Here is a 17,919-nt window from a genome sequence, read left to right on the forward strand (position 1 = left end):
GATGAAATTTCCTCATTACTGTCAACTTGATGCAATGGACTGCGGTCCCTCGTGTTTGCGTATGATTGCCAAATATTATGGGAGAAGTTATACTTTGCAAACTCTTCGCGAACGATGCTTTATTACTCGTGAAGGTGTCTCTATGCTTGGTATCAGTGATGCCGCAGAATATATTGGTTTTAGGACTATCGGAGTCAGGATTTCATTTGACCAGCTTATCAAAGAAGCCAATTTACCTTGTATACTACATTGGAACCAGAACCATTTTGTCGTCTGCTACCGCATAGAATGCCATAAGAATGGCGAAGTGAGCTTATACATCGCCGATCCGGCTTCAAGAAAGCTGATATATCATAAAGAAGAGTTCTTAAGATGCTGGATATCAAAAAAAGAAAACTCTACAGATACAGGTACAGCTTTATTACTTGAACCTAGTCCGCTCTTTGATAGCATCGATGACGAAAAGCGATCATCACGCAGAGATTTTGCTTTCTTTGTGAAGTATCTCCTTCCATATAAGAGTCAGTTTGCCCAATTGATCATCGGAATGTTGGTTGGAAGTGGAATACAAATGATATTTCCATTTCTTACGCAAGCCTTAGTTGATACTGGTATTAGAGACCGTAATTTAAGTTTTATTACGCTGATCCTCATTACTCAATTGCTGCTGTTTATATCCCAGCTTGCTGTCGGTTTTATCCGTAGTTGGATTATGCTCCATATCAATTCCAGAATAGATATTGCCCTCATCTCTGATTTTCTCATGAAGCTGATGACACTTCCTCTTCATTATTTTGACACAAAGATGACGGGAGACATTATGCAGAGAATTGGAGACCATGGACGTATCAAGTCTTTTCTGATGGGTTCCTCGATTAATATTATTTTTTCTTTTTTAATTTTATCATTTTTAGTATTATTCTGGGATATTATAATTGGATGATATTAGTAATTTTCCTATTTGGAAATACTTTATATATGATCTGGATTCTTGCATTCATGAAATACAGACGCATACTGGACATCAAAAGATTTAATCAATCGGCAGGAGAACAAAGCAAGATTATCCAACTGATACAGGGCATGCAGGAGATTAAGCTTAATAACTGTGAAAAACAGAAACGATGGGAATGGGAGCGCATTCAGGTCAAACTTTTTAAAATAGGCGTTAAAGGACTGACTATCGGACAGATACAACAAACGGGCTCTGTTTTCTTTACCCAAAGTACGAGCATTATTGTATCGTTTATCGCTGCAAAGGCAGTGGTGGATGGAAATATGACTCTTGGTATGATGATGTCCCTTACATACATTATTGGACAGGTTTCTGCTCCTATTGGTGAATTTATCGGTTTCGCCCAGTCTTATCAAGATGCCAAAATTAGTTTGGAACGTTTAAATGAAATTCATAGAAAGCGTGATGAAGAATTTAATATAACTTCGAAGCTTAATTACTTACCAGAAGTGAGAGATATTTATTTTGAGAATGTTACTTTTAGCTATAGTGGAGCGGACAGGGATTATGCGCTTGAAGATGTCACTTTGACTATACCACAGCATAAGGTTACTGCTATAGTAGGTTCTAGTGGAAGCGGGAAAACGACCTTGGTCAAATTACTACAGGGCTTTTATTCTCCTAATAGAGGCAATATCAGGATCGGAAGCACCCCTTTAAAGATGATTAATCCCCACCTATGGAGAAGTAAGACAGGTTCTGTCATGCAAGAAAGTTATATATTCTCTGATACTATTGCTAAAAATATAGCAATCAGTACAGACGAAGTCAATATAGAAAGATTGAGACATGCCGTACAGGTAGCGAATATTCAGGATTTCATTAATGATCTCCCTATGGCCTATGATACAAAGATTGGAATGGAAGGTAGTGGAATTAGCCAAGGACAAAGACAAAGAATCTTGATAGCCAGAGCTGTGTATAAGGATCCAGAGTACATATTCCTCGATGAAGCTACTAATTCTCTTGACGCAAACAATGAGAAGATAATCATGGATAATCTTCAAGAATTTTATAAGGGAAGAACTGTATTTATTGTTGCGCACCGTCTCAGCACTGTTAGGAATGCCGATAATATAATCGTTTTGGAAAAAGGAAAGATTGTTGAACAGGGAACTCATGAGGAACTTACTATAAAGCATGGGGCTTACTATACTTTGGTTAAGAATCAATTAGAGCTTGGAAAATAAGGATAATGGAAGATACTGTTGATAAAAATAGTAAAATAGAACTTCGCAGTGAAGAAGTTCAAGAAATGATGGGACAAATACCATCATGGATTTTGCAATGGGGAATTACTGTTATAGCAATTGTCCTTTTTGGACTATTATTGGGTAGTTATTTCTTTAAATATCCTGATACGCTCATAGCTCCAGTTGTCATTACATCATCATCTACGCCTGTAGAACTTAATGCCTATGCTACTGGAAAACTTGAGAATCTCTTCGTTCGCGATAAACAAAATGTACAGGCGGGAGACTATTTAGCTATTATAGAAAATAATGCGAATTCGCAAGATGTTCTAATGTTAAATAAAATCTTCCAAAAATGGCAATCTAAGAATTTATCTTCATCCCTTTTATATAAAAAACTTAAAGGGTATACTTTGAGATTAGGAGATGTGCAGTTGCCATATTCTGGTTTTATGGAAGCCCTTCAATATTACATTCTCTATACCAAAACTAATTATTATCCTCAGAAATTGGCGTTAAAACAGAACCAGCTGTCTAAGCAGGTAGAATTGGATTTAAATAGAAAACACGAATATATCTTACATGCGCAACAGGCAGATATTTCTAAGAATATATATCTTCGGGATTCTGCTCTGTTTGCAAAAAAGATTAAGACAGGTGAAGAATTTGATAATTCCCGTTACACCTATTTACAGAGTCATCAAACACAGCTTAATGATATCCGTACACAGAAAGAAGTTCAAATGCAGAAATTACAGGATAGAGAAGTTATGTTAGATTTGGAGCAGCAATATAAAGAAACACATGAAAAGAGCATTTTGGAGCTGAACAGAGCTGCAGACCAACTAGGGAATGCTATCAAATTATGGCAAAAAAACTATCTAATTGTAGCTCCAATTGCTGGCTACGTGAATATGATGAGTGTTTGGAGTAAAAACCAAAATGTTACAGCAGGAGAACTCATTATGATAGTAATGCCTAAAACACCTACCGAATCAATCGGAAAGGCTAAGTTTCCTGCACTCGGAGCCGGGAGAATACAAATTAATCAGCGGGTTATTACACGACTTAATAATTATCCTGATGAAGAGTTCGGGTTTATTGAAGGGATAGTTTCCAATATTTCTGATATTCCCGATAAGGACGGTAACTATATTGTTGAAATCAAATTTCCGAATCATCTAAGGACCAATTATGGAAAGAATCTGCCACAAACAAAACAGATATTAGGCAACGCACAAATCATCATAAAAGATAAGCGATTGATAGAGAATTTTATTCAACCACTTGAGAAAATATTTAAGAATAAGATATGAGAAAGAGCATTTATATAGTCATTACGGCATCCTTTATCTGCATAGCTTGTGTGGCGCAAAATAAATATTCTCTTCAGACGATTATAAATATTGCTAAAGAACGGTCTGTCTCAATTCAGAAGGCTAAAAATGAGTTGAACGTGTATCGTTGGCAATATAGTAATTATAAAGCAGAAAGATTGCTTACATTAACCTTGACACTTACGCCATTTCAGTATAGTCGCAATATTATAAAGAGATATATTTCAGATTCTGATAGAGATGAATATCGATCTCAGAGGTCATTATATTCCTATGGCAATCTGCAATTAACTCAGAATGTGAATTTTACAGGCGGTACTCTATACGCAGTTTCTGAATTAGGCTTTTTAAGAACCTTTGGTTCTACTACTTACAATCAGTTCTCAACAGTGCCGTATCGAATAGGATATAGCCAGTCTCTCTTTGGGTATAATCGCTTTAAATGGGACAGGAAGATAGAGCCGTTGAAATATGAAACTGCTAAGCGAAAATATGCCTATGCTATAGAAACTACAACTTATGCTACAGCAAATCTCTTTTTTGATTTGTGTCTTGCAAAAGAAAATTTGGACTTAGCGCTCGATCAAGTAGAGAAATCAGATACATTGCTTATCATAGGAGAAACCTTATTTAAGCATGATGCATTATCTAAATCTAATTTGCTGGCTCTAAGACTAAATAAAATGGAACAGGAAGATGAACTGTTGAAAAATAGAAATGAATATCAAAAAAAGATGTTCCAACTATTATCTTATATTGGTATAGAAGATGACGATAGCATACAAATAGAATTACCTACTAATCGCCCTACTATAGCTATTCTGTATCGAACAGCATTGGAAGAGTGTAGGAGGAATAACCCGTCTTATTTGGAAATGAGTCAAAATATTTTATCTGCTTCAAAAGATCTTGATAAAACTAAAAAAGAGCGTTTTTTTGATACCAATATTGATGTTAGTATTGGTAGCAATCAATATTCTGATAAATTCAAAGAAGCTTATCGGAATTTGCTTCAACAAGAGGTCATATCTATAGGAATTACTATTCCCCTGATAGATTGGGGAATCAGAAATGGGAGATATAAAATAGCAAAGAGTGCGTTGGAAACAGTTAGAGCTGAAGAGAAACAAAGAATTCAAGAGCTTGAGCAAGAGATATTTGCAACTGTCAATAATTATCAAGTACAACAAAATGTTTATGATAGAGCATTGAAAGCATTTACTCTGTCTAAAACCATATATGTTGAAACACTAGAAAAATTTAAATTAGGGGCAGCTGATGTAAAAGAACTAAAAGATGCAATGACTACGATAAAGGAATCACATCGCAGATATGTAAATGCTTTATGTGAAAGTTGGTTAAGCTATATGAATATCAGACGATTAACCTTATACGATTTTGTGAAACACACAAGTCTAACCATAGTAGACTTTGACAATTAGAACTAAGCATTGTGATGGATCTAGAATTATTGCTGTCCTCCTATTTAATCTTTGAGAGTATTTGTTCGAATGCGTATTTAACTATATCACGTACTAATTGTTGGGATTGCCCTTGAGCGATAAAAAAGAAAATAGCTGCGGTCTCTTTTTGTTTGATGGTGATTGACGTTCATATAGCTTCCTCCCTCGTTTCTTCTTTTTGTAGTCTCCTAATCAGTCTGTCCATATCCTCAGAAATCTTATTGTCGGTTACTTGCGCATAGATTTGTGTGCTGGCGATAGATGCGTGTCCGATCATCTTGGCAATGCTCTCTATGGGAATGCCGGCACTCAAACTCATCGTGCCGGACGTATGCCGTGCCATGTGAAAGGTCAGGTTCTTGTTAATACCACAAACATCTGCAATCTCTTTCAGATAAGAGTTCATTCGTTGATTGCTGAGGATGGGAATCAGCCTATCATTCTTGGTCTTGCCTTCATACTTCTTGATAATCATTTTAGGAATATCGAGAAGAAGAATATGGCTTGGCGTATCGGTCTTCTGACGTGTTGTCACAATCCATTGTTTGCCATCCATGGTGATTATGTTGGCGGGAGTAAGGTTCGCCACATCAACGTAAGCCAGTCCCGTAAAGCAAGAGAACAAGAAAATGACGCGGACATTGACCAGTCGCTGTGTAGTAAATTCCTTGTGCATAATGGCATCAATTTCTTCATCAGTAAGGAAGCCACGATCCACTCGCTTGGTCTTGAAATGGATATTGAAAAATGGGTCGTGATTGAAAACTCCAGTCTTTCTACCAAATATGACGATTGTCTTGAATGTCTTTAAGGTCTTGATGGCTGTGTTGAAGCTTTGTCCAACCACAGTTTTGAGATAGACGTCGAAATCGTGAATTACGATAGGTGTCAGTTCTATGATGTTTAGATCTGTACGTGCATACTTTACTTCAAGAAATTTGGTAAAGTGCCGTTTGCAAATATCAAACTTGCGATAGTTGGCTTTAGTAACTCCACAGCCTATTTGTGCATACATATCATTATTGTACTTGGTAAACAGTGAGAGCACAGTTTCCATATCCTCGCGCTTGCCTAGATACTCAGATTTTATACGTTCAAGACTCAATTCTTCGGAAAATTCCAATCGCTGGAATATCATCTGAAGATCTGTACCAATACTCCTAAGCTGGGCGTTGGTTGCCAGAGCCTCCTTGGTTCGTCCCCATACTTTGCCCAGCGTGCTGTCCCATGTTTCGGGATCGACACTAACACCTGTTGTGCCGAGTGCCATTCTCTCTCCATTAAGATGAATACGCATCATAATTGATGCTTTTCCTTCTTTGTTCAAATAATTGCTTCGCAAATAGAAGCTTGTTCTGAAAATACTTTTCATACTTACAAGTTTTTAGTGCAAAAATAAATTGTGTTTCAGACCCGTTCATGGGTGAGTTACGCATTGTTTTTACAGTTGCAAAGTTCGACATAATTCTTTGAATAACAATGAAGTATGCAGTATCTGTACGTACTCTGTATGGTATCACTGGCTACAATTTTATAATGCTGTTTTTTTCTGTAGCCATATTGTAGCCAGTTGGGAGCATTTTGAGCGTTTCGGCGGTATCTGTATGTACTCCCAAACAGGGAGGCATATAAACGAATAATCGCCGTAACTCATTGAAGTTACGGCGATTATCTGATTTAATCAATTTCTTGTAATCTCTTGTTCAGAGTACGTAGGGTGGAGCTGGCGGGAGTCGAACCCGCGTCCAAACAGGGAAACCATATGCTTTCTACACGCTTATTTCAGCCTTTGTTTTCGTGCTACGGCAAGACCTGAACCACCAACCATAGCCTTATCCTCTTAAGATTTTACATACGCAGCGAGGCATACGCATGCTATTTCCGATTTACCTGCACCGCTTTATCAAGAAGATTCGGAACAACATCTCTTGAGCGATGTCTCGTCCTATTATCTGATAACAGGATAAAGCCAGTAATCTACTATGCTTCGATTAGGCAGCGAGAGCGTAATTGTTTTCGCCAATTAATTGTTTGCCTGCTCTGATTAAGGAGATAGCCGACGAGTCTCCGCGTGCTTACATACCATTTCATCCCGCTGTCAAATCCAAACAGCCCCGATACTTCTACGTTCCACTGAACAGCTTTGTAAGTTTCTTTACACCTGCAAATATACGTATTTATTTTAAAGTAAACAGCTTTTAGGAGATTATTTTTCATGAAAAGGCAAAATATTAATGTGGAATTATAAAATATTCTTTCCGCATTTCTAATCGTTTCCTGTGGTGGGATGGTACACACCCTATGTACGACAGGTGTATGGTTTAATCGTGATATGCTATGCATCTGGTGGAGATAGATATATAACATATGCGCATTATTTGCACACTTTAGCTTTGGTAAATGAAAGGACAGGGGAAGATATGCTCTACTCTTATAGCCCGTTAACGGATAAAAAATAAGCGGCCCCCTTTTATTTATCGGATTTCCGCTTGTTTCTTAGGAGGGGTGGGTGGTGGGGCTCGAACCCACGACATTCAGAACCACAATCTGACGCTCTAACCAACTGAACTACACCCACCATGTGATTACTTTCATGCTTGAAAGCGGGTGCAAAGATACGGGAATTATTTGTTACCTCCAAATAAATCCCGATGTTTTTGTCGTTTCCCTTTTATTTTGCAGGTGCTTCCGGTGTTTTAGGTACGGTGTTCTGTATACCATTGTCTGTGGCTGATGTTGTGTTCTGCGTGCCTGCTGTAGGAGCTGCTTTCTGTTGGGAAGCGCCGAATCCCGGTGTAGTATTCGGGTTTGTTGTCTGTGTTTCGGTGGCAGATTGCTCAAGCACGCTGCTGTCTGTGACGGCGTTAGGTACTACATGAGCACAGGCTATGCTGAGTACCACCATCGCAATGGCAAGTCCCCATGTTGCTTTTTCTACTACGTCTGTAGTCTTGCGCACTCCCATAATAGCATTCGATGAAGAAAAGTTGGACGAGAGACCACCTCCTTTAGACTCTTGTATGAGTACTATACCTATCATTAAGAGCGATGCAAGAACGATAAGAATTACGAAAAGAGTGTAAATCATTTTGTTATTTATTTGTTTTTATTATTTAAAATCAATTTTTCTAAAAATCTCATTTGGTCTGCAAAGTAAGCATTTTTTTTTGGATAATTCAAATTTAATTGCTGAATTATTTCCAGTGCTTTAGAATATCTACCTTGTTTAATGTATATTTTAGCTAAAGTTTCGGTAAAATATTCTTCGTCGTTATCCTTAATTTTATCGGGCAATTCTTCTGCCGTGGGCTCGGTTTCCGGATTATCTTTCAGGGTTATCTTTCCTCCTTCTTTGAATATGAAGTCGTCTATGAGGCTTTGCCCCTTTAGTTGTGGTGCCAATTCTATGGCTTTTCTTTCTTCTTCGCTCTCTGTTTCAAGCAAGTATGATACATAATCGAGTGCCGCATCGGCTGGGGTAGGTTTCCGATTTCCGGCTTTATTGCTGTTTTCAGTCGGTATACTATCCAAGAAATCATCAATCAGAGAAATTGTACGGTTGCCATGAATATCTTTTTTCTCATCTTCTTTCTTCTCCTTTTTTATTCTATAGTGAGCGGCTTCTACTAAATTGAAAATTACTTTACGGTCGGTAAGGTATATCGCTGCACGGCGCAACTCTTCGTCGAAACTGGTGTCATGAAGAATATAAAGGTTTTGCAATAGCAGCAATCGAGCCGTCTGATAATACGGATACAATGCGAGCAGGCTACGCAAATCGTATAGCGTTTCGTGATCCATCAAATCGGGATGTAAAATCAATTTCGTGATATCCATATCTTTTCTGTTTAAGGATATTACCAATTGGCAACCGTTGCGTTAAAAATCTGATCGGTGAGTTCTTTTACCATTTGGGTTACAAGTTCTTCTTGTACCGCATTCAGACTTAGAGTGGTTTCGTATGACTTTGTGGCTGTGAATTGTTGTTCGAAATCCTCCTTATGGTTGGTATTGTTGGTAAATCTTACGTTGACAGTCATCGATAATTCTGTTTGTGCAGAATAGCCTTCGCTTGATATGGCTTTATTTCTTTGTGTATATTGGGTAATTTCTCCCTCGATCTTCAGATCACCATTGCGTTTGACTTGTATCAGTCTGGTATGGTTTGCAAATACATCTTTCAGTTGATTATTGAAGATCGGCCCCATCGGTCCCCACACATAACTGCTTCGGATAGGAAAATCTGCTATCTGAATGGTTTTCGTTTTACTGTAATCGATACTGGCGCCATTGAATTTGTAGGATACGGAGCATGCCGAGAGCGCAATCACGGCGATTACAGCGCAAAATGTATACAGACTATTGCCGGTAAAACATTTTTTTATAGATAGTTTCATTCCCATACGATCAATTTTTCTCTAATCCATATTGCTTGATCCTACGGTACAGTGTACGATCTGAAATACCGAGTTCCTGTGCTGCTTTCTTTCTGTTACCGCCATTCCTTTCGAGCGCTTTCTCAACCATCTGACGTCCGAGATCACTTAGGTTGAGGCTTTCCATATCGTTTATTTCCTCAGCTTCTACTTCTTCTGCAGTAGGGTAACGGGAGTTGATAGCATGATGATCTTGCACGATGGATGCCGGTGAGTCTAATCGGTTGCCGCTAACGTTTACGAAACCTTGTGCACCATTGAGGCTACGCGCCTCATCCAATTGCTTTCGAAGGCCGTTCATGTCGCGCCGCAAATCACTCACATTCCCACGCAACTCATACAATATCTTATACAATATCTCTCGCTCGCTTTCGTAAGAGTGAGCGCCTCCGCCTGATATTGGGGCGAGCTGCATGCTTTCCTTGTCTTGCGGAATGAAAAGTTTCAATGTGTCTGTATCAATCAAACGGTCTTTGCTCAACACAGATATCTGCTCGGTAATATTCTTTAACTGTCTTACATTGCCCGGCCACTTGTAGTTCCGTAAGATATCTTTGGCTTCATCAGTCAGTGTAATTTTCGGTAATCTGTATTTCTCTGCTATCTGCATGGCAAACAAACGGAACAACAAAATAATATCTTCGCCACGTTCACGGAGCGGAGGAATCATGATCGGAATCGTATTCAGCCTATAATAAAGGTCTTCGCGAAATCTTCCTTCACTGATAGCCTTTTGCATATTTACGTTCGTAGCGGCAACAATGCGTACATCAGTCTTCATGATTTTCTGTCCGCCCACGCGGATATATTCGCCTGTCTCGAGCACTCGGAGCAGCCGTGCCTGTGTGGCGAGGGGCAATTCTCCCACCTCGTCGAGGAATATCGTACCTTTATTAGCGATACCGAAATAACCTTCGCTTTCGCCGATCGCACCGGTAAACGAGCCTTTCTCGTGGCCGAAAAGTTCACTGTCGATCGTTCCTTCGGGAATAGAACCGCAGTTTACCGCAAAATATTTCTCCCTCCGTCGTGGAGAATTATCGTGAATAACTCTCGGTATTATCTCTTTACCGACGCCACTTTCTCCGACAATCAGTACCGAAAGATCAGTCGGTGCCACTTGTAAAGCGATGTCGAGCGCACGATTCAATCCATCGCAATTGCCTACGATGTTGTATCGTTGTTTTATTTTCTGCAGTTCTGAAGTGTTCATTTGGTGACAAAATTACGTAATTTATTCGATATAGCTGTAATTTTGGCAGTATTTTAATATATAAAAGGTATATTTATTTGTGTATAAAATAAAAAAGAGGATGCATCTAACAACAGATACATCCTCTTGATATAAAACGGATTATTCTATCAGTTTATTTAACAACGAACTTTTTACCTTTGAAAATGTAGACACCCTTCTTTAGGTTGTTGAGGTTCTTTACGCCCTTTGCAACAATTCTACCATCTATGCTGTAAACATTTCCGGTGGTATCCTCGGCCGTTGTTCGGTCGACAATGGCGTTATCAATAGCCGTTGTGGTCTTCTTGGCAACTACCGGTGCCCAAAACATACCTACAACCGGACGAGCTTGGAACTCGTAACCTCCGGCGGTCTTCGGGTTGTAATAGTCGCGTAGAGCGAAGTGATTAGGCGTTTCGTTTACATAATTCCAGCACGGATCAACCAATTTAGCAAAGTCAGCATCATTATTGGTTAGCGTTGCTGCTATTACATTCTCGTCGAGTTTTGCACGATAACCGTATTCGGGTACGCTTCCGTCGTAACGTGCATCCATCGGCATGCCGTATTTAAAGTTAGGTATAAGAGTCAGATAGTAAGCAACTTCCGTGTTGATAACATCTGTGAAGAGACCGCTGCCTAACATTCTATCGTAAGCCAAATCGTATTTCTGGCCCCATTTGATGGCATTTCCGTCATTGAAATATCCCTGAATGTAGTGATCGTCCGTATCGGCCAAATAGTTTGCTTTCCAGTTAGCGGCAAGGTCTTTAGCCTTCTGTAGGTAGGGCGCAGCTTCGTCCTCATGCCCTGCAGCTTTGGCAATTTCACCGAATGCAGCAACGGCAAGGATGGCTTTAGCCGACAGATGTGAGTTGTTGACAATACGACTGTTGAAACTGTCGGCTGTACCTTCGAGTTTGAACACGTCTTCCTTGGCCGGAGTAACTATTTCTGCGAGATAGTCGGTAAATGATTTAAAGCGATCGTAGTTATCAGAGAAGAAAGTCTTGTCAGTAGCCCCGAGCTTTGCTGCCATACCGGCTTCGAGCACGAAGTTGGCAGTGCATTCAGTTTGGTTTGGATAGCCAATCATAGTGCCGGTAGCTTCATCTATATTCGGGAAGTTGTCAACAATAGGATAGCCTACACCGAGATCGTTAGGAACATCTGTTCTCGTCCATCCTCTTTCGTTCATCCATTTGAAGTAAGGTTTCAGTGTAGCGACAGCCAAATCGGGATTGTAGGCGAGGAACAACGGTGCCTCGGGGAATACTGCGTCGATTGTTTGAATGTCGTTTCCACTGGTGATGGCCGTTGTGTAGTTCAGTGCCTTGCCATCGGTGTTAAGGACGAGCTTGTTGCCTGCTACGACCTGACGGTATGCCAGCGCACAGAGTTCGGCATATTTGGTACCGCCGGCTGTCTTAGCATCAGTATAAACGGTGTTATCCATCGTACGTGCAGCGTTGATATTTGCATCATAATTGGCTGCATAGTCTGCCATTGCTACTGTAAGAGAGTTATATTTCGTAGACCAGAAGCCCGGCAGAATTTCGGTCTTTTCTGCAACCGGATTGCCTTCATTATCGGTTGTAGCCTTGGCTGCAACGTTCTTAACTGCTTTGCCCTCGTCATCGAAGCCGAGCATGGTGAAGCCCGAAGCCTCTGTAGACGAACCGAGGTCTTGCTTGAACAGTATCATTGGCATCTCGTCTGTGCCGCCTTCCGATTGGTAGGTCGTACCGTCTGCAACGGTAGGAACATTGCCCGTTGCCATCATGTTGTTGGAAGACAACTTATAATTGCCGAAACCGATTGTCTGGTTCTTTGCCGGATCGGCAGCTATATATAGGTAACCCCAATTTTGGCGGTCGGCTCTGTGAATTTGCTGTGCGGTGGTTCCCGTTTTTACAAAGGTAAGACCGTTTGCCGTTACAAGGTTTGTAATGTTCTTATTTGCATCGTTTCCGACAGCTATCTGCGGGGTTGCCTCGAGATAAACCTGCACGCTGTGTGCATTACCGTCGTTTGCCTTGGCGCGATAAGATACGTAATTAATAGGCGTAGATAATGCTATTTGGTCGGTAATAACCTGCGGTGATGTAAATACAACGTCGAGGTCTACCGGTCCGGCGGTAAAGTTAAAGTACGATTGCGTTGCCGTTATGTTTACAGAGTTTTGTGTTGCAACGTCTGTGGGATGGTTGTAAACATCGAGTTCGTAGATACCGAAGTCGGCATTGGAGCCCCATCTGTTGTTATGAGCATAGGCAGTCAGCACGTTATCGCCTTGGTGAAGCAGCGCAACTTGCTCGGCTGTCAGCACACGTGTAATATATTGTGTGCCGTCTGTCCATGTGTTACCAGTGTAAGGAACTATGGCATGAATGTCTGCCGGCATACCGTCCATCCATTCCTTATTACAATCGGTTCCGCCGGAATTATTTCCACGGCGAATTATCACCGTGCCGTTTGCCGCTTTTATTTTGGCGTTATCGTAAATCTCGTTGCCGTCTCCGTTCAGCCAAAGCGTAAACTCATCGTCGTGACGAAACTTAACGATGTATGTTTTCGTAGGATCCGGGGCTTTTGTTAGCGTGAAGTGTCGGCGTATAGTAATATCCGTATTGTCGCCAGACCAATCTGTGTGGCGGTAAGCCTGTCCTTCATCGCCAAATGCGCCCTTACCGTCTTGCATGTCTGCCTCGCCATCGTAATTGATAGAGGCAAATCCCGGATCTTCCGTAAGGTTTTCAAGTGAGTATTTGGCATTCCATGCACCTGCATCGGCCATGGGAACGAGTGCTATTTCGGCATCGGTCTTCTCGCCATAGATACCGCAGTCTGCAAAAGCGCCTCCCCAATCTTGATGCACGTGAACAGCCAATATGTTCTCCGAACCATCGGTTTTAATAAGGTTCTTTTGATCTTGTGTAAGCAGAACAACTTCGGCATTGTTCCAATCGGGATTATTGTCAGGGATAGACCAAACCAGTTGTCCGTTGATATAATATTCGCACGGACCGTCGTCATGCCCGCATGCTAAGTACATATTGCCTGACATTTCTTTACTTATAGTGAACTTGCGGCGCAGATAGAGGTCGGCTGTTTCGTCGACATTTGCCCATATAGTGCTGGATTTTCCTTTGTAAGTTGCGTCTGAACTGAATGGCGACTGCCTGTTTTCCCACCATGTATCGTTGTCATCATCATTGGTAAGCGCGTATCCCGCCTCGTACCATGCCTTTCCTGTGGCATCGTTAGGCGGCGTGCCCAATATGACGCCGTAGTTAGAAGGTTCCGATTTCGGGCCCTGATAGATCATTGCGTCCGCATTCCATTGGTTTTCAGGATCGTATTCCGATGCGGGCACGTAGACTTTACTCTTGTCGAACCACGACTTACCTTGCCCTAAAAAACGGTAAAATTTACCGTCTACACGAACATAACCGACAAGACTCTTGTCGCTGCCGTTGTAATGTTTGGTTGTACCACCGTTCAATGTGTTGTATGGCGACCATACTTGGAAATAAGGATCGGCCATGATTATAGGCACTGACGGTGCGCGAAGATCGCTTTTCTGTACTGGCGTGAAGACATCTGTCTGTGCAGAAACGCCTGTACATACAGCTCCTAACGCCAAGAGAGATAAAATTTTCTTCATCTTCTTTTCTGATTTAAGGGAGATTCTTTTATCGATATCATGGGGAAGGCAAGAACCTGATGAATCCTATCCGAATGATGTTGTTGATGATTAAGTGATAATTTCGTTTAGTATACGGTCTGTTCTCTTGATGTAAGTCAATTTAGATTATCTGATGCAAAGATACTATATTTTTTTTAAATACAAATTTTTTTCATCTTTTTTTCTCGCTTTTTCTAACATAAAGTTTGCGAGAAATAGAATTTCTTATTACTAAAGCCATCTGCAGAAACAGGGTGTAACGGAGTGGGGGAGGCACTTTGTATGTGCTGTTCTGCAGGCAAACGAAAACCGTTTTATGGAGATAGGGCAGAAGTTTTTCAAAAACGTCGCGAATATATGTATGGTATAATGCCGATAGAGCGGCTGCTTATCGGGCTTGGAAGTTGTATGTATTGAAGATATAAGTATGGCAACATGATAGATTGGGTGTAGGTGAATGCCGATATACGGTAAAAAGGTGCTGTATTGTTCGTCATGATAAATTTTGTAACAAGATGCAATATCGCCGGTATTGCAGTCGAATAAATTGGCGTGATATGCTCTGTAAGCATATTTTTTTTCATGAAAACGAGCGGTTTTAAATGAAAATAACTTATCTTTGCAGAAGTTAGGCTTCACCTTAGCAATATGGAAAAGGTTCCATTGCATTCGGTTCGTTCTATTTTTACCAAAGAATTGAAACTATCAAGACTTACTAACAAGTTCGCAATCTATAAATTCTAAATATTCAGACTCAACATGAAATTCAACTTGACATTTATTGCCTCCTTATGTATAGCACTGACAATGAACGCACAAACCGCAGAGTTTTTCCGTCCGTATAAGTCTGTCAGCTTGCGTTTACCGGCCGTTCCGTTAATCGTAAACGATCCTTATTTCTCGATATGGTCACCATATAACGCCTTAAATGAGGGTTCTACCAGCTATTGGTATGGCAAAGATATCGAAAAGCCCATAGAGGGATTGGTGAGAGTCGACGGGATTACGTATCGTTTCATGGGTAAGGAGAAAGAGTATATATTAGACAGAGCTATCGTACCCATGGCATGTGACGACCAATGGATGGCAAAAATCACGAATACATCGCCCGTCTCGTCGAGATGGACAGCACTGACATTCGACGATAGTGCTTGGGATACCGCCCTCGGGGCTTTTGGTAATGCAGATGAGTATAGGGCTTCGTATATCCGAACCGAATGGAGAGGCGATAATACCAATATATGGATACGGCGCAAGTTCCGCATTACAGCCGAGGAATTAAAGAAAGATCTTTACCTTATATATTCACATGACGATATTTTCGAGCTTTATCTGTGCGGTCTGAATGGACGTAAGAAGATTATAGATACCGGTTATAATTGGGGCGAAAACTTCGTCTATCACCTTACAGAGAGCGATAAAGCCCTGCTTGCCGAAGGCGAAAATATGATTGCGGCCCACTGCTTCAACCGGATGGGCGGCTCTCTGGTGGACTTCGGAATTTATGAGAACGTGAAAACACCTGTACCCGACATACGGAATGCCGTGCAGAAATCTGTCGATGTGTTGGCAACAAATACCTATTATACCTTTACTTGTGGGCCTGTAGAGCTGGATGTTGTCTTTACTGCACCTATGCTGATCGATAATCTCGACTTACTTTCTACACCGATAAATTATGTATCTTATCAGGTAAGGTCGACCGATGGAGCCAAACACCAAGTGCAGGTATATTTCTCGGCAAGTCCGCAGATTGCCGTCAACGACCGCAATGATCCCACGATATCGAGACGAATAGCCAATAATGGCGTTAGGTATTATCGAACCGGTAACCGCAACCAAACCCTGCATGGCACGGGAGATCATACCCCTATAGACTGGGGGTATCTTTATTTGCCGGAGATTAACGGCACGGCAGGAATATATTCTGTGAACGATGCAGAGCGCGCTTTTGCGGCCGAAGGCAGGCTTCCGGCTGCATCGAAGACGAATGTGGTGGCAGAAAGACAGGGGCAATACCCGCTTTTGGCATATACTCACGACTTCGGAGATGTAACCGATGCTTCTACTTTTATGATGATCGGTTACAACGAGGTGAAAGATATAGAGTTTCTTAACAGACAATATACCGGTTATTGGGCACGCAACGGCAAGACGATTTATCAGGCTTTCGAAGAAATGCGCGATAACTATAACGAGATTATGACCAAGTGCCGTGCACTGGATAAGACCATTTACGACGATGGTTTAGCTGCCGGTAACGTGAAATATGCCGAACTACTGTCGGGCTCTTACCGCCATGTGATTGCCGCACATAAGCTCTTTCAAGACAGAGATGGAGACCTGCTATTCTTCTCGCGTGAGAACAATTCCGGCGGTTTTGTCAATACTGTAGACCTGACATACCCCGAGTCTCCGCTTTTTTTGAAGTACAACCACGAGCTACAGAAAGCTATGATGACGAGCATATTTAAATATTGTGAGTCCGACCGATGGGGATTTACCTTTGCTGCACACGACCTCGGAGACTATCCGATGGCCAATAATCAGAACTATGCCATTAGGTTTCCGGAGGTAAATGGCAGTTTCGGCGGTAATATGCCTATAGAAGAATCGGGAAACCTCGTAACACTGGCTGCGACAATATCTATGCTCGAGGGAAATACAACATACGCAGAACGCTTTTGGGATACCTTGAAAAAGTGGACAGACTATTTGGCCGAGTACGGTCAGGACCCCGAAAACCAGCTTTGTACAGACGATTTTGCCGGACGTTCTACCCATAATACCAACCTTTCATTAAAGGCCATCATGGGTGTGGCGGGCTTTGCAATGATGGCAAAGATAAAAGGCGACCAAGCCACCTACGATACCTATATGGCGAAAGCAAAAAGTATGGCTGACAAATGGGAGCACGATGCCCTCGATGCCTCGGGCACTCACTATAAACGGACGCTTGATCTTGATGGAACATGGAGCCAGAAATACAATATGATATGGGATAAACTATGGAAGATAAATATTATACCTAATAACGCCATGCAGCGCGAAATCGATTATTATCTTACCATTCAGAACAAGTACGGGCTGCCTCTCGATAACCGTTCGGAATATACCAAGAGCGATTGGATTATGTGGACGGCATCGATGGCACCTGATAAGGAGACGTTTCTGAAGTTCTCCGATTTGGTTTACAAATATGTTGATGAAACCGAGTCGCGTGTACCTATCAGCGATTGGCATTATACAAAGAGCGGCAATATGGTAGGTTTTCGGGCACGTAGTGTTATAGGTGGCTATTGGATGAAGGTACTTATGGATAGCTTTGAGCCCAAGGTTCTGCCTCCTGCGGGTATCGTTAATGTGGGTTCGTCGGGTGGGGAAAGCAAAATAAAGGCATGCTATAATGCCGTCGGACAAGCTATAAATGCACCTATGAAAGGGCTCAATATCGTAGAATACGCTAATGGTGAAGTAAGAAAGGTCTTTCTAAAATAAGGTGAAGATCACAGCAATTCTTCGGACAGAACATAATTATTAACTTAAATATCAA

Annotated in this window: 9 protein-coding genes, 1 tRNA gene, 1 other RNA gene and 1 pseudogene; 4 read left to right on the plus strand and 8 right to left on the minus strand. The window is 41.3% G+C overall.

The features are described 5' to 3' along the window. The first annotated feature begins 1 nt into the window (after nt 1). From HMPREF0663_RS00795 to HMPREF0663_RS00805, 3 genes and pseudogenes are all read left to right on the plus strand, one after another. Nucleotides 2-2,205: pseudogene (locus tag HMPREF0663_RS00795) on the plus strand (peptidase domain-containing ABC transporter). A 5-nt stretch (nt 2,206-2,210) separates the two neighbouring features. Continuing rightward, nucleotides 2,211-3,524, plus strand: coding sequence for an HlyD family secretion protein (locus HMPREF0663_RS00800; RefSeq protein ID WP_004368124.1), 1,314 nt, complete (start codon nt 2,211-2,213; stop codon nt 3,522-3,524). Beyond that, nucleotides 3,521-4,987, plus strand: coding sequence for a TolC family protein (locus HMPREF0663_RS00805; protein WP_004368073.1), 1,467 nt, complete (start codon nt 3,521-3,523; stop codon nt 4,985-4,987). Before HMPREF0663_RS00800 ends, HMPREF0663_RS00805 begins: the two co-directional genes overlap by 4 nt. A gap of 169 nt (nt 4,988-5,156) precedes the next feature. Here HMPREF0663_RS00805 and HMPREF0663_RS00810 read toward each other — a convergent pair whose 3' ends face one another. The 8 genes from HMPREF0663_RS00810 to HMPREF0663_RS00845 all read right to left on the minus strand — a co-directional run bounded on the left by HMPREF0663_RS00810 (nt 5,157) and on the right by HMPREF0663_RS00845 (nt 14,345). After that, complete coding sequence (locus tag HMPREF0663_RS00810; protein WP_004368125.1) at nt 5,157-6,380, minus strand: site-specific integrase; 1,224 nt, start codon at nt 6,378-6,380, stop codon at nt 5,157-5,159. Nucleotides 6,381-6,723: 343 nt separating this feature from the next. Next, nucleotides 6,724-7,124, minus strand: a transfer-messenger RNA (tmRNA) gene (gene ssrA / locus HMPREF0663_RS11595). 388 nt (nt 7,125-7,512) lie between these two features. Beyond that, nucleotides 7,513-7,586 (minus strand) — tRNA-His (locus HMPREF0663_RS00820). A gap of 93 nt (nt 7,587-7,679) precedes the next feature. Next, complete coding sequence (gene secG, locus HMPREF0663_RS00825; RefSeq protein WP_004368126.1) at nt 7,680-8,096, minus strand: preprotein translocase subunit SecG; 417 nt, start codon at nt 8,094-8,096, stop codon at nt 7,680-7,682. Nucleotides 8,097-8,104: 8 nt separating this feature from the next. After that, a complete protein-coding gene (locus HMPREF0663_RS00830; protein ID WP_004368127.1) occupies nt 8,105-8,845 on the minus strand; it encodes a DUF8458 domain-containing protein in 741 nt (246 codons plus the stop codon). Between the two features lie 20 nt (nt 8,846-8,865). Beyond that, nucleotides 8,866-9,405, minus strand: a complete 540-nt coding sequence (locus tag HMPREF0663_RS00835; RefSeq protein ID WP_050786857.1) for an LptE family protein — start codon at nt 9,403-9,405, stop codon at nt 8,866-8,868. A gap of 10 nt (nt 9,406-9,415) precedes the next feature. After that, nucleotides 9,416-10,657, minus strand: coding sequence for a sigma-54 interaction domain-containing protein (locus HMPREF0663_RS00840; protein WP_004368129.1), 1,242 nt, complete (start codon nt 10,655-10,657; stop codon nt 9,416-9,418). Nucleotides 10,658-10,811: 154 nt separating this feature from the next. After that, a complete protein-coding gene (locus HMPREF0663_RS00845) occupies nt 10,812-14,345 on the minus strand; it encodes a glutaminase domain-containing protein (RefSeq protein WP_004368130.1) in 3,534 nt (1,177 codons plus the stop codon). A gap of 780 nt (nt 14,346-15,125) precedes the next feature. Here HMPREF0663_RS00845 and HMPREF0663_RS00855 point away from each other — a divergent pair. Next, complete coding sequence (locus HMPREF0663_RS00855) at nt 15,126-17,864, plus strand: glutaminase family protein (protein ID WP_004368133.1); 2,739 nt, start codon at nt 15,126-15,128, stop codon at nt 17,862-17,864. The last annotated feature ends 55 nt before the right edge of the window (nt 17,865-17,919 follow it).

Source organism: Hoylesella oralis ATCC 33269, assembly GCF_000185145.2.
Taxonomy (GTDB): Bacteria; Bacteroidota; Bacteroidia; order Bacteroidales; family Bacteroidaceae; genus Prevotella; species Prevotella phocaeensis.

Excerpts from the sequence above, each read along its gene's own strand:
- HMPREF0663_RS00800 (WP_004368124.1), top strand. The coding sequence starts at position 2,211 with ATGGAAGATACTGTTGATAAAAATAGTAAAATAGAACTTCGCAGTGAA.
- HMPREF0663_RS00805 (WP_004368073.1), top strand. The coding sequence starts at position 3,521 with ATGAGAAAGAGCATTTATATAGTCATTACGGCATCCTTTATCTGCATA.
- HMPREF0663_RS00810 (WP_004368125.1), bottom strand. The coding sequence starts at position 6,380 with ATGAAAAGTATTTTCAGAACAAGCTTCTATTTGCGAAGCAATTATTTG.
- secG (WP_004368126.1), bottom strand. The coding sequence starts at position 8,096 with ATGATTTACACTCTTTTCGTAATTCTTATCGTTCTTGCATCGCTCTTA.
- HMPREF0663_RS00830 (WP_004368127.1), bottom strand. The coding sequence starts at position 8,845 with ATGGATATCACGAAATTGATTTTACATCCCGATTTGATGGATCACGAA.
- HMPREF0663_RS00835 (WP_050786857.1), bottom strand. The coding sequence starts at position 9,405 with ATGAAACTATCTATAAAAAAATGTTTTACCGGCAATAGTCTGTATACA.
- HMPREF0663_RS00840 (WP_004368129.1), bottom strand. The coding sequence starts at position 10,657 with ATGAACACTTCAGAACTGCAGAAAATAAAACAACGATACAACATCGTA.
- HMPREF0663_RS00845 (WP_004368130.1), bottom strand. The coding sequence starts at position 14,345 with ATGAAGAAAATTTTATCTCTCTTGGCGTTAGGAGCTGTATGTACAGGC.
- HMPREF0663_RS00855 (WP_004368133.1), top strand. The coding sequence starts at position 15,126 with ATGAAATTCAACTTGACATTTATTGCCTCCTTATGTATAGCACTGACA.